Consider the following 12,029-nt stretch of genomic DNA (forward strand, 5'->3'; position numbering starts at 1 on the left):
GCTTTTCGGTGGTCTTCGACCAGCCGTTTTCCGGTGCGCTAACCGCTCGCAGTGCCCCCAACGGGATTCGAACCCGTGCCGCCGCCTTGAAAGGGCGGTGTCCTAGGCCGCTAGACGATGGGGGCTCAGGATTCCCTGTCGCCTTCCGTCGGAGACCTCTGAAGCATAGGGGACGATTGCCCCTGATGCCAAAGTGGCTTACCGGCGGACGGCGATTGTGTGCCAGAGATCGGTCCCGTTGGCGACGGGGCGTTCGTTGGCTCCGGGGAAATCATACGTTGTGGGTCGGGCTCCACGTGACGCTGGATGTACACCGACTGCTCCCCCAGCCCTCCCAGCGTGATGTCGTCCCATGCCTGCATGCGCTTCGTCTCCCTGTCGAAGTACAGGACCGAGGCCTGGACCGGCGTGGGCTGGGCGTGTTCGAGTGCGCGCAGGCCGGCGCCGCCGGTCGAGCCCTGGACGAGGAGGCGGGTGCCCGAGGGGAGCATGGACGTCTTGCGGGCGTGGGTGTGGCCGGCGAGGATCATGGGGGCCGCGCCGGAGAAGCCCTTGCCGACGTCCGGGTCGTGTACGGCGATCACGTCCGGTTTGTTCACCTTGGCGAGGTGGGAGCGGGCGTAGTCCCCGAGCACGGCGGGGTCCGAGTCGGCGGCCACGGACTTGTCCGGGGTGAAGCGGGGGTCGCCCAGGCCGTAGATCTTCAGGCCTGCCACGGTCTCGGTGGTGTTGTCCAGGACCACGGAGTTCTTCTGCTTCTCGACCGCTTTCTGGGTGGTCATGGAGTCGTGGTTGCCGCGTACGTACACGTACGGGACCCCGAGGCGGCCGATCTCGTCCACGAACTTGTTCTCGGTCTTGGTGCCGTGGTCGGAAATGTCGCCCGTGTCGATGATCATGTCCACGCTGAACTGGTCCTTGAGGGAGCGGATGACGTTCCAGGCGATGGGGTTGATGTGGATGTCGGAGACGTGCAGGACCCGGATGGTCTTGGGGTTGGCGTCGTACAGCGGCAGGGTGGACACCGTGTCGTACAGCTTGGAGACGTTTGTGACGAGTTTGGTGAGTTGCGACCGGTACGACTCGAAACGGGTCACGATCGACTCGGCGCTGCCCACGAGCGACGGGGCGGCGGCGACGAGGCCCGAGTAGCGGGGCTCGATGAGAGAGCTGGGACGGAACGTGAGGGCCGCGAGGACCCCGGTGCCCGCCAGCGCCACAGAGGCGGCCAGAAGGCCCAGCAGGGCCACTCTGGGGCGCCTGAAGACCATCAGGACCGCGATCAGCGCCCCGGCCCCCGCGCAGAGCAGCGAGCGGATCACCAGCGCGCGTACGCCGTCGAGGAGGTCGTCCTCGATGAGCCCCGGCAGGCGGTCGGCCAGGCGCGGGTCCTCGATGAGGGATTTGGCGCGCTCCTGGTCGATGTTCTCGAGCGTGATGCGCAGCCGCAGCGGCGCGTCGTGCGTGCGGAACGTGAGCGTGCCGAGCGGGCTCGCGTCCACGATCGTCTCGCCGCTCCAGGCCGGCCGGAGCGACATGCCCGTCTCCACGGGCCCGATCTGAGCTCGTACGGTGCCGCTGAGGAAGATGCCCAGCCAAGCACCGACCGCGGCCACGAGGAGCACCGCCGCGGCCCTCGCCACCCTGGACCTAATGACTGCCTTTGACCTGTGAACGAACTTCATACGCTTTCTTGCCTACCCGAGGGACGGGGCAGAATGGCAAGTGTGATCGAGGTTTCGCGGGAGAAGTTCGAGGAACTCGTGGCCGAGGCATTGGACACGATCCCCCCGGACCTCACGCGCGCCATGAGCAATGTCGTCGTCACGGTCGTCGATGACCCGCCGGAGCCCCACCTGCTCGGCCTGTACACCGGTGTCCCCCTTACGGAACGCGGCGACTGGTACTCAGGGGTCCTGCCCGACCGCATCGAGATCTACCGCAATCCGATATGCCAGATTTGCGATACGGAGGACGACGTCGTCGACGAGGTCCGCATCACGGTCATCCATGAGGTCGGCCATCACTTCGGCATCGACGACGCTAGACTTCACGAGCTGGGCTGGTAACCCTTTGCTTTTGGTTGGCTTCTTTGGGTTGCGGCTTGCCATAATGATCGGGCACCTTAGGTGACGTAGCGAACACTGTAAGTCAGGCACAGCGGAGTCCAATGGGGGCCATGCGGGCAGGTCGTCCGCCGGGACGGCATCGCCGTGCTGAAGGGCACGCCACATATCGGGAAGTCATCGCACTCAGGGAGTTCAGGGCACTCTGGTACGGGCAGGGCCTTTCCCTCCTTGGCGACCAGCTCGCCCAGGTGGCACTCGCCGTACTCGTCTACGACCGCACCCAATCACCGCTGGCCACGGCGGCCGTGTACGCGCTGACGTACCTCCCGTCGATCGTGGGCGGGCCGCTGCTGGCGGGGCTGGCGGACCGGTTCGCGCGCAGGGCCGTGATGCTGACCTGCGACCTGATCCGGGCGGCGCTGGTGGCCGCGATGGCGGTGCCGGGCATGCCGTTCTGGGCGCTGTGCGCGCTCGTGTTCCTGGTGGTGCTGCTCAGCGCGCCGTTCTCGGCCGCGCGGGCGGCGCTGCTGCCCGAGGTGCTCGAAGGCGACCGGTACGTCATCGGCTCGGCGATCCAGAACATGACGAACCAGGCCGTACAGATGCTCGGTTTCGCGGCAGGCGGAGCGGTCATCGCGACCATGGGCCCCTACCGGGCGCTCGCTCTGGACGCCGCGACGTTCCTCGGCTCCGCGCTGATCCTCGTCTCAGGGGTACGGCGCCGGCCCTCCGCGAGCCATGACGGCTCGAAACCGTCCATGTGGACGATGACCAGGGCGGGAGCCCGGCTCGTGTTCGGGTCGCGGAAACTGCGGACGCTTGTCCTGTTCGCGTGGTTGTGCGGCTTCTATATCCTGCCTGAGGGCATCGCCGTGCCGTACGCGGCCAAGCTCTCCACGGGGACCCTGTTCGCCACGTGGACGCTGCCGGTTCCGGTGATCACCGGGCTGCTGATGGCGGCGATGCCGACCGGGACGGTGCTGGGGGCGTTCCTTTTCAGTAGGTTCGTGCCGCCGCCGCGGCGGCTGCGGCTCATGGGGTGGCTGGCCATGCTGAGTTGCGCGCCGCTCATCGTGACGGCGCTCCGGCCACCGCTGGAGGTGGTGCTCGCCGCGTGGGTTCTGTCGGGGGTCGGCGGGGCGTACCAGCTTGCGGCCAATGCCGCCTTCGTTCAGCGTGTGCCGGCCGAACGTCGCGCCCAGGCGTTCGGCCTCGTGCAGTCGGGGCTGATGGCCGTACAGGGGATCGGGATCTTGGTGGGCGGGTTCGCGGCGGAGAGACTCGGTCCTGAGCCGGTGGTCGCGCTGGCCGGATTCACCGGGCTGATCTGCGCGGCCGTGCTCGCCCTGTTCTGGACCGAGCCTCGCGAACGCGTGCCCGCCGCGGCCTGATCACGACTGCGGCTTCTGCTCGCCGCTCCAGTCCGTCCTGCTACGGTCCTGCTGCTTGTTGATCAGGTCCTGTACGATGGAGCTGTCGCTGTCCTCGTCGGGCATGAGGAGCCAGCCGATCGCGTACACGCCGACGCCCAGCCCGCCGAACAGCGTTGCGATCGCCAGTGCGATGCGCACCAGGTTGGCGTCGATCCCGACGTACTCGCCGATGCCGGAGCAGACGCCCGCGACGATCCTGCCCTTGTGGGTCCGACGCAGCTTCTTGACGTTGTATTCGCTCATGTCTCAAGACTGCCCGTGGACCCGGTATTAGCACATCAGGATTCCCCCTGGTAGAACCCTGGTAGCCCCCTATGTGACGAAGGGACCCGCGATGGACGACCTGCTGCGCCTGGACGACCGGCTCGACGCCGACCAGCGGCTGATCCGCAACACGGTCAAGTCGTTCGTCACCGACCGCGTCCTGCCGTACGTGGGCGATTGGTTCGAGGAGGCGGTCTTCCCGGCACGCGAGCTCGCGCCCGAGCTCGGCGCCCTCGGGCTGCTGGGGATGCATCTGCAGGGCTACGGCTGCGCCGGGACGGACGCGGTGTCGTACGGGGTGGCCTGCCGCGAGCTCGAGGCCGGCGACTCGGGGCTGCGTTCTTTCGTGTCGGTCCAGGGCTCGCTGGCCATGTTCCCCATCTGGCGGTATGGCTCTGACGAGCAGAAAGAGGAGTGGCTGCCGCGGATGGCGGCCGGTTCGGCGATCGGCTGCTTCGGCCTGACGGAGCCGGACCACGGCTCCGACCCCGCCAATATGCGGACTTATGCCAAGAAAGACGGATCCGACTGGATCCTCAACGGCTCCAAGATGTGGATCACCAACGGCTCCATCGCCGACGTCGCCGTGGTCTGGGCGCAGACCGACGAAGGCATCCGCGGCTTCGTCGTACCGACCTCCACCCCCGGCTTCTCCGCCCCTGAGATCCACAAGAAACTGTCCCTTAGGGCCTCGGTCACCTCGTCCCTCTATTTCGACGACGTACGCCTGCCCGCCTCCGCCGCCCTCCCCGGCGTCGTCGGCCTCCGCGGCCCCCTCTCCTGCCTCTCAGAGGCCCGCTTCGGCATCATCTGGGGCGTCGTGGGCGCCGCCCGCGCCTGCCTGGAGGCCGCGGTGGACTACGCGAAGACCAGGGTCCAGTTCGACAAGCCGATCGGGTCGTTCCAGCTGACGCAGGAGAAACTCGCCTGGATGTACGTCGGCACCGCCCAGGCCCAGCTCACCGCCCACCATCTGGGCACACTGAAGGACGCCGGCCAACTGGAGCCCCGGCAGATCAGCTTCGGCAAGCTGGCCAACGTACGCGCCGCCCTGGACATCGCCCGCCAGGCCCGCTCCATCCTGGGCGGGAACGGAATCACCCTGGAGTACCCTGTGATCAGGCACATGAACAACTTGGAGTCTGTGCTGACGTACGAGGGCACTCAAGAGATCCACACGCTGGTGCTGGGGGAGGCGCTGACGGGTCTGGCCGCTTACCGATGATGTAGGCGTCGCGGACAGGGCGGTAATCTCTGTACCCTTGCTGTTGCGAGGGGCGTTAGCTCAATTGGCAGAGCTGCGGACTTTTAATCCGTAGGTTCCGGGTTCGAGCCCCGGGCGCCCTACCACTCCGACCTGGGGTTTCCCGCGGTTCTGTAGTCGAGTCGTCTGATCGTGAGTCACGGTGAGACACATGTGAGTCACGTACCAGGGCGGGCGTTGTTGACCTTGCGCGCGGTCTTGCGAGCCGCTTTGAGGACCAGCCGGGCAGTGGCCCGGGCGCTTTCGTGATAAAGCTGCGGCAGCACCGACGTGTACGTGCCGGCGGTGAGCACGATGCTGGCATGACCGAGCAGGCCCTGCACCACCCGCAGATCCGCTCCTGCCGCCAGGGCCAGCGTCGCGGCTCCATGTCTCAAATCGTGCAGCCGCACCGGAGGAAGGCCGCTGGCCATGACCAGCTTGTGGAAGCGGTGGGTGAGGTAGTTGGGATCAATTGCCCCGCCGTTCTCGCGGGTGAACATCGGGGTTGACGGCGACCAATCGATGCCCAGTTCATCGCGCTGCACTTGTTCGTGGCGGTACAGAAGCCGGAGAGTGTCGAGGTCCAGAGCGATCCCACGCTGGCTGGAGGCGCTCTTCGGCGGACACGGCAACAGGCCGTGGTCGGTGTGGACAAGCTGGCAGGCAATGGTGAGTTCGCGCCGGTCGGTGTCAAGGTCGATCCAGCGCAGGCCGGCTGCCTCGGCGCGCCGCAGACCGCGCAGAGCGATCAGCCACCACAGCGCGAATAGCCGGTCATCACGGACGAAGGCGAGGAACTCGGTCAGTTGCTCGATCGTCCACACCGCCACAGCGGGGCGCTCGCCGGTGCGCCTCCACGCGGCCACCCGCCGTGGGGTCCACACCATGGGGTGGACGTGGCGTGGCGACGGTAGCCGTAGCCCCCGAGCCGGGTTGTCATGAATCACGTCTTCCCGGACGGCTTCGTTCAAGGCGGCCCGCAGCGTCGCGCGAATCCTTTCCAGGGTGGCCGCGCTGATCGGCTTGCCGTAACGGGTGTGGCGCTGGGCCACACTCGAGAACATCCTCACGACGTGCCGCCTCGACAGCCCGCGAAGCGGGATCAGGCCGAGATACGGGATCAGGAACAGCCGGACGTGATCGCGGTAGGCCTTGTACGTGGTCGGCCGGATCCGCTGCTCAGCCACCGACAACCAGTAGCGCAGCCATTGGGCGACGGTACAGTACCCGGTCACCGGGGCTCCCTCCAGCGACTGAGCGATATCGCGGGCGGCCTGCCGCGCTACCCCGGCCGTGGGGAAGCCGCCACGGCGCAGTCGCTGCCGCCGTCCGGACACGTCCGTCACCTGGACGGCGAAATACCAACTGCCATGGGCAGGATCGGCCAGCCGGGCGCAGCGGTTTCCCAGCCGCTTGCCTGTCACCGCGTCGGCGCAGCCACAACGCCGATACACCACGTGGCGATCTTGAACGCATGTCATCGCCCTAACTCCACGCTTGGGTCACGTGAGATGACGGCAACAACAGCATCTACGTCCAACGAAGATCAGGTAGATCTCCTAGCCTCGATCTTTCTCGACCTTGAGTCGGTCGTCCATCGCCCCGGCCGAGCGCCACAGACAGCAGCAGCTCCTGGCCCTGCTCCACCAAGACCCCAACCGCCCCTGACCAGCCCGGGACATCGCCGGCCACCTCGGCGATGTCACCCTCAACACCATGTACCGGCAACTGTCTCGCTGGGCCAGCGGCCAACTCATCCGCAAGATCGGGCCGGGTATCTACACCGCCCAGCCAGTGTCTTCAGCACTCTTGCCAACAGCCCAAAAGCCTCAACTGCCTGGCCTTGGGCGAGCCCCCATCCGCTGCTACCGGAATCGTCTGCCGTTCCGTCCCGACCGACGACCGGCAAACGGTGCGGTGATGGTCACGGGGATGCCTGAGGGAGCTTGGGCGCCCGTGATACGCCTCAGCTCGGCCTCGCCCGACCGGACCTCGCTGGTCTGCGGGACGATACCGGCGTCGGCCATCAAGCGGGTCATGTCACGGCGCTGGTTGGGCAGCACCAGGGTGACGACGCTGCCGGACTCGCCGGCGCGGGCGGTGCGGCCGCCGCGGTGCAGGTAGTCCTTGTGGTCGTTCGGCGGGTCGACGTTGACGACGAGGTCCAGGTTGTCGACGTGGATGCCGCGGGCCGCGACGTTGGTCGCCACCAGCGCCGTGACGTGGCCGCTCTTGAACTGGTCGAGGGTGCGGGTGCGCTGGGGCTGGGACTTGCCTCCGTGCAGCGCGGCGGCGCGCACTCCGCTGTTCAGCAGCTGTTCGGTGAGCCGGTCCACAGCGTGCTTGGTGTCCAGGAACATGATCACCCGGCCGTCGCGAGCAGCGATCTCCACAGTGGTGGCCTGCTTGTCGGCGCCCTGGACGTGCAGCACGTGGTGCTCCATCGTGGTGACCGCGCCCGCCGAGGGGTCGACAGAATGGACCACCGGATCGTTCAGATAGCGGCGGACCAGCAGATCGACGTTGCGGTCCAGAGTGGCGGAGAACAGCATCCGCTGGCCGCCTGGGCGCACCTGGTCGAGCAGGTGGGTGATCTGCGGCATGAAGCCCATGTCGGCCATCTGGTCGGCCTCATCCAGCACGGTGATGCCGACCTGGTCCAGGCGGCACTCGCCACGCTCGATGAGATCCCTGAGCCGTCCCGGGGTCGCGACGACGACCTCCGCGCCGTTGCGCAGCGCCTGGGCCTGGCGGCCGATCGACATGCCGCCGACGACCGTGGCCAGCCGCAGCTTCAGTGCTTGGGCGTACGGTGTGAGCGCATCGGTGACCTGCTGGGCCAGTTCCCTGGTGGGGACGAGGATCAGGGCAAGCGGTCGCCGCGATTGTGCCCGCTGTCCGGAGGTGCGGACGAGCAGGGCCAGGCCGAAGGCGAGTGTCTTGCCCGACCCGGTGCGCCCCCGCCCCAGGACGTCCCGGCCGGCCAGGGAGTTCGGCAGCGTGGCCGCTTGGATCGGGAACGGTTCGTTCAAGCCCAGGCCGGTGAGCACCTTCAGCACTGCGGGCGGCATGCTCAGCTCAGCGAATGTCGCAGCTGCGGGTAGGGCCGGGGTGACGGTGACCGGCAGCGCGAACTCTCCCTGGAGCGCGGCGGGACGCCGCCCGTTGCCGCCCCGGCTGGAGGGGCCTGAACGGCCCTTGGCCGGAAAGCCGAATCGGCCGCCCCTGCTTCGGGCGGAGCCGCCCGTACGGGGCGAAGAGTTGCGATCGTGCGCGCGAGTTGCGTGGTTCATGCAGAACCTTCCTCGATGCGGCACGTGTCAGGTGGTTCTCGGTGCGATGAGCGGCACAAGAACAGCGAGCACGAGCCGAAGAAAAGACGAGTCGAACCGGCGGAAACGGCCTGGCTCGTACGTCGAAATGGTCGGCTTTCGCCGAAGAACGCGGTTGTGCTGCCGCGCCGTAGAACTGGAGCGGGGCCTGTGCCCGAATCGGAGCCATCGGTGGTGCATCCGGTGTGCGGCGGAAGAACAGACACGCTGTGCTTCTCGGGTTGTGAGGCCATCACGGCACGATGGATGCCACAAAAGCAACGCGCCGGGGCCGCGCCCTGCTGGCGCGGGCCCCGGCTACGTGGTGCGTCAGTGTCAGGCGGGAACGATGTTCTCGGCCTGCGGGCCCTTCTGGCCCTGCGTGACGTCGAAGGCCACCTTCTGGCCCTCGCGCAGCTCACGGTAGCCGCCGTTGGCGACGATGTTGGAGTAGTGCGCGAAGACGTCGGCGCCGCCGCCATCCTGCTCGATGAAGCCGAAGCCCTTTTCCGCGTTGAACCACTTCACGGTGCCAGAAGCCATGTTGATCTCCTTTGATAGGTGCAAAGCCGAAATCCGCATCGAACGGATTCCGCGTCGCCGCGATAGGACCACACCCGGAGATGACCGGAAAACAAAAAATGCACCTGAGGCTACATACCGTCAGGTGCACACAAGTCTTTATGGGTACCACAACTGCAACTAGGTTCAATCTAGCACACGTGTGGCCGTGCTGCGCATGCCCCCGCCAACGTCGGCATCATCCGCGCGCCATTGCCGCCTTGACCCGCAAGTTCCAGGTTCAACTGCGCTGTTGCCCGCACCGCGCCACCCCTTTCGGCCAGGCAATCTCCTCGTCCTGCAGCTCATCGAGATTCAGGCTGGGAAAGGCTTACGGTTCCGGGCCCGCAAGTGTCCCGGCCAGCGCGGCCTGCCTGTACGGCCGAGCAGACCAGCAGGTCGGCGCGGTACCCGGCGGCAGCGGGCCGCTCGCCGGTCGAGGATCAGCTAAGCGCGTAGCGCCTGCACCCGCATTACCAGGCGGCACCGGCCAGGACGGACGAACCTTCCAGCCGGAGCAGCCCCGGCGCTGGTTAGCGCGCCACCCAGCGCCCCGCCACGGCGTTCTTGGCGGCGGGCCAGATGTGCCGCGCGCCAGCGGCCAGCTGGCGTAGCCCGCCGCCAGCGCCGCGCGGGTGATGACGCAGCAACGAGGCGAACTCGGCAGCGGCCAGGCCGAGCAGGACCAGGTAGAGCGCGATCTCCAGGACCGTGACGGCCGCGATGCCGAAGATGATGAAAGTGATCACCAGGGTCGCTCTATGCGGAGCCGTGGCAGGGTTTTCGCTAGGTTCATCGAGCCGAGTCTAGATTCGTTCCGCGCCGAGGCCGGTAGGGCCTGCCGCCAGCCAAAACGACCTTTGCCGCGCCTGTCATGATCCTTGGCCTGGCCGGGGTTTACCCGGCGACCAGCTGCGCGGAGCCTCTCGGCACGGCGCCCGACGGGCCTGCCCCGCCGGTCACCGCCGGGCCGGGAAGCAGCCGGAAGATCCGATCCAGGCCGGTGCGGTGCAGCAGCCGCGCGCACCGACCCTGCACCCCGGCCAGCACCAGTCGACCGCCGAGCTCGCGCGCCCGCCGCTCCACCGCCGATCAGCGCGCCCACGCCTTCGAAGTCGCAGAACGCCAGCCGTGACAGATCCACCACCACCGCGGCGGGCCGGCCGACCAGGACGTGGTCCGCCTCCTGGGTAAAGCCGGCGGCCGTCGTGGTGCGCAGCTCACCCCGCAGGCCCATCACCGGGCACACCGCCGAATGCCACACCACGATCGCCAGCCCATCTCCCCGCCCCTGATCGCCCCCTCGCTCTTGGCTTCCATCATGACCCTGGTCGTGCTCGCTCATCGCCATCACCTCGCCCCCGACCCTGCCCGCTTCTCACGTCGATCATGTGGCGGGAGGGCAACTTCCTACCTGACACGCCGAAGGAAATCTGTAGTCGCAACAGTAGACATTCGTGCGGGGGGCGGCTAGAGTTCCTTACATCGCAAGAGACAGATCCACGAGGGCAGCGCATGACGAGCACCACGATGAACTGCCCGGACGGACGTGGACGCAGGAGTACAGAACGAAGTGAAGGCAGAAGGTCGGATTGCCGGGGCCAGCGCAGTTGAACAGGGCCCGGGTGATGGACGCGCTGCCGTTGCACAAAGCCGACACCAGAGGTCGGGGTGTCGAGGTACGGATACATCGGAAGGGAGTGTTGAACGCCATCAGGATCGCCCGTCGCCGGCTGCAGATTGCCGCACGGGTACCGCAGCTCCACGAACAGGACGGTGGTCTACGGTCACGCTTATGCGATCCCCGCATCCCGCCCCATCGAGCGGCCAGATGCGGAACAAGTGGACCGGCCAGCAGGCCGGTCGATGGTGTTAAACCTCATGCGGGCCCCGGCGCATCATGGCGCCGGGGCCCCTGTCTGCATTCGGAAGGTTGCATGGATCGAACACCTCAGGCATTGACCACCATCTCCAGGCGGGAGCAGCCCCACCCAACCGGCGCTCACCCGGCCGGCCAGCCAGCCGAGGCGGTCAGTAGCCTCGGGCAGCGGCTCGACGATGAGGACTACCCCGCTTACAGTATGGGCCGGGCCGCCGAGATGCTCGGCGTCACCCCGGCGTTCCTGCGCAGCCTCGGCGCCGCCAAGCTGATCGAGCCGCTACGCAGCGAGGGCGGTCACCGCCGCTTCTCCCGATACCAACTGCGCCTGGCCGCCCGCGCCCGCGAACTCGCCGATGCCGGCACCCCGCTGGAGGCGGCCTGCCGCATCATCATCCTGGAAGACCAGCTCGCCGAGGCGCTGCGCATCAACGAAGAACTCCGCCAGCGCCACTGACCGCTCCCGGCCCCCGGCCGCACCCGGGGGCATCAGGACCGGCCACGCCCGGCAGCCCACCACAGCCCATGACGGCAAGGCCCGCGCGGCGCCGGCCGTCGAAGCTGACCGTCGAAGCTGACCGTCCCTTCCCCCAGGAAAGACGTCCCGTGACCGAGGACCACCGTTCCGCCGAGCGCTTCACCGTCTCCATCGCCGTGCACGAGGACTACATCGTGGCGCGCGCGGCCGGCGAACTCGACTACCAATTCGCCGGCCTGCTGCACCGCCAGGTCAAAGACCCCTGGGAGGTCGCCCCGTCCAGCGTGCTGGTGATGGATCTGAGCGGCGTTACCTTCTGCGACTCCATGGGCGTCGGCGTCCTGGTACTGCTGCTGGAGCAGAGCCGTCGGCAGCAGGCCGGCCTGGTGCTGACGCAACTGCCGGCCAGGCTGGAACGCATCTTGTCGATCACCGGCCTGCGCACCGTCTTCCAGGTAGCGCCATCGCTCGAGCAGGCCATCCAGACTGTGACCGCAACACCGACCGCACCATCACCCAAGCCGCAGGAAGCGGGCTGACCGTCCGCCCCCGGGCCGTCCGATCAGGCTCGCTCAGGGCCGTGCCCCGGGGCGGCGATGGGTTAAGGGCGGTCAAGATCTCCCGGAGAGCACATGGAGGCGCCGGGAGAACCGCACGTGCCGACACCCCCTTCTGCCGCACGCAGCCCGGCCCCTCCGATAACCGGTCATCTGCGTGCGGTGGGAGGACACCGACCAGGGTGTCTGGATCACCGTGTCCGATGAGGGCGTCTTCGAAGTCGGCTCGAC

At 67.5% G+C, this 12,029-nt stretch carries 12 protein-coding genes and 2 tRNA genes; 6 read left to right on the forward strand and 8 right to left on the reverse strand.

What is annotated here, in order from left to right; all coding sequences use genetic code 11:
* Nucleotides 1-52: 52 nt before the first annotated feature.
* Together ACIBI9_RS50520 and ACIBI9_RS50525 are read right to left on the reverse strand one after the other, a co-directional pair.
* Nucleotides 53-125: transfer RNA gene (locus ACIBI9_RS50520), tRNA-Glu, on the reverse strand.
* The gene (locus ACIBI9_RS50525; RefSeq protein ID WP_397234217.1) at nucleotides 126-1,643 is read right to left on the reverse strand and encodes a metallophosphoesterase; all 1,518 of its coding nucleotides are present in this window, start codon (nucleotides 1,641-1,643) and stop codon (nucleotides 126-128) included.
* A gap of 75 nt (nucleotides 1,644-1,718) precedes the next feature.
* On the opposite strand from ACIBI9_RS50525, the gene ACIBI9_RS50530 reads away from it, so the two are divergent.
* Both ACIBI9_RS50530 and ACIBI9_RS50535 read left to right on the forward strand, forming a co-directional pair.
* Complete coding sequence (locus ACIBI9_RS50530) at nucleotides 1,719-2,069, forward strand: metallopeptidase family protein (protein WP_397234219.1); 351 nt, start codon at nucleotides 1,719-1,721, stop codon at nucleotides 2,067-2,069.
* 110 nt (nucleotides 2,070-2,179) lie between these two features.
* A complete protein-coding gene (locus tag ACIBI9_RS50535) occupies nucleotides 2,180-3,460 on the forward strand; it encodes an MFS transporter (protein ID WP_397234221.1) in 1,281 nt (426 codons plus the stop codon).
* Here the strand turns inward: ACIBI9_RS50535 and ACIBI9_RS50540 are convergent, their stop codons facing one another.
* Nucleotides 3,461-3,745 carry a PspC domain-containing protein gene (locus ACIBI9_RS50540; protein ID WP_397234223.1) on the reverse strand — a complete coding sequence of 95 codons (285 nt, stop codon included), beginning with the start codon at nucleotides 3,743-3,745 and terminating at the stop codon, nucleotides 3,461-3,463.
* A 91-nt stretch (nucleotides 3,746-3,836) separates the two neighbouring features.
* Here ACIBI9_RS50540 and ACIBI9_RS50545 point away from each other — a divergent pair, with 91 nt between their 5' ends.
* Together ACIBI9_RS50545 and ACIBI9_RS50550 are read left to right on the forward strand one after the other, a co-directional pair.
* A complete protein-coding gene (locus ACIBI9_RS50545; RefSeq protein ID WP_397234280.1) occupies nucleotides 3,837-4,991 on the forward strand; it encodes an acyl-CoA dehydrogenase family protein in 1,155 nt (384 codons plus the stop codon).
* A 49-nt stretch (nucleotides 4,992-5,040) separates the two neighbouring features.
* A tRNA-Lys gene (locus tag ACIBI9_RS50550) sits at nucleotides 5,041-5,116 on the forward strand.
* 72 nt (nucleotides 5,117-5,188) lie between these two features.
* Here ACIBI9_RS50550 and xerC read toward each other — a convergent pair.
* The 5 genes from xerC to ACIBI9_RS50575 form a co-directional block, all read right to left on the reverse strand.
* Nucleotides 5,189-6,469 carry a tyrosine recombinase XerC gene (xerC, locus tag ACIBI9_RS50555; RefSeq protein WP_397234225.1) on the reverse strand — a complete coding sequence of 427 codons (1,281 nt, stop codon included), beginning with the start codon at nucleotides 6,467-6,469 and terminating at the stop codon, nucleotides 5,189-5,191.
* Between the two features lie 408 nt (nucleotides 6,470-6,877).
* Nucleotides 6,878-8,305, reverse strand: a complete 1,428-nt coding sequence (locus ACIBI9_RS50560; protein ID WP_397234227.1) for a DEAD/DEAH box helicase — start codon at nucleotides 8,303-8,305, stop codon at nucleotides 6,878-6,880.
* Nucleotides 8,306-8,659: 354 nt separating this feature from the next.
* Nucleotides 8,660-8,866: a cold-shock protein gene (locus ACIBI9_RS50565; RefSeq protein ID WP_020545593.1), complete on the reverse strand. Its 207-nt coding sequence runs from the start codon at nucleotides 8,864-8,866 to the stop codon at nucleotides 8,660-8,662.
* Between the two features lie 551 nt (nucleotides 8,867-9,417).
* Nucleotides 9,418-9,633 (reverse strand): hypothetical protein, encoded by a 216-nt coding sequence (locus ACIBI9_RS50570; protein WP_397234229.1) that lies wholly within the window; start codon nucleotides 9,631-9,633, stop codon nucleotides 9,418-9,420.
* A 148-nt stretch (nucleotides 9,634-9,781) separates the two neighbouring features.
* Nucleotides 9,782-9,970 (reverse strand): hypothetical protein, encoded by a 189-nt coding sequence (locus tag ACIBI9_RS50575; protein WP_397234231.1) that lies wholly within the window; start codon nucleotides 9,968-9,970, stop codon nucleotides 9,782-9,784.
* Nucleotides 9,971-10,965: 995 nt separating this feature from the next.
* Between ACIBI9_RS50575 and ACIBI9_RS50580 the strand changes: the two genes are divergently transcribed.
* Nucleotides 10,966-11,220: a MerR family transcriptional regulator gene (locus ACIBI9_RS50580; RefSeq protein WP_397234282.1), complete on the forward strand. Its 255-nt coding sequence runs from the start codon at nucleotides 10,966-10,968 to the stop codon at nucleotides 11,218-11,220.
* 149 nt (nucleotides 11,221-11,369) lie between these two features.
* Nucleotides 11,370-11,780, forward strand: coding sequence for an STAS domain-containing protein (locus ACIBI9_RS50585; RefSeq protein ID WP_397234233.1), 411 nt, complete (start codon nucleotides 11,370-11,372; stop codon nucleotides 11,778-11,780).
* Nucleotides 11,781-12,029: the final 249 nt, after the last annotated feature.

The organism is Nonomuraea sp. NPDC050451, from assembly GCF_044458585.1.

Bases quoted from the DNA above. Each gene is read 5' to 3' on its own strand.
- ACIBI9_RS50530 (WP_397234219.1), top strand. From the start codon at position 1,719: ATGGCAAGTGTGATCGAGGTTTCGCGGGAGAAGTTCGAGGAACTCGTG.
- ACIBI9_RS50535 (WP_397234221.1), top strand. From the start codon at position 2,180: ATGCGGGCAGGTCGTCCGCCGGGACGGCATCGCCGTGCTGAAGGGCAC.
- ACIBI9_RS50540 (WP_397234223.1), bottom strand. From the start codon at position 3,745: ATGAGCGAATACAACGTCAAGAAGCTGCGTCGGACCCACAAGGGCAGG.
- ACIBI9_RS50545 (WP_397234280.1), top strand. From the start codon at position 3,837: ATGGACGACCTGCTGCGCCTGGACGACCGGCTCGACGCCGACCAGCGG.
- ACIBI9_RS50560 (WP_397234227.1), bottom strand. From the start codon at position 8,305: ATGAACCACGCAACTCGCGCGCACGATCGCAACTCTTCGCCCCGTACG.
- ACIBI9_RS50565 (WP_020545593.1), bottom strand. From the start codon at position 8,866: ATGGCTTCTGGCACCGTGAAGTGGTTCAACGCGGAAAAGGGCTTCGGC.
- ACIBI9_RS50580 (WP_397234282.1), top strand. From the start codon at position 10,966: ATGGGCCGGGCCGCCGAGATGCTCGGCGTCACCCCGGCGTTCCTGCGC.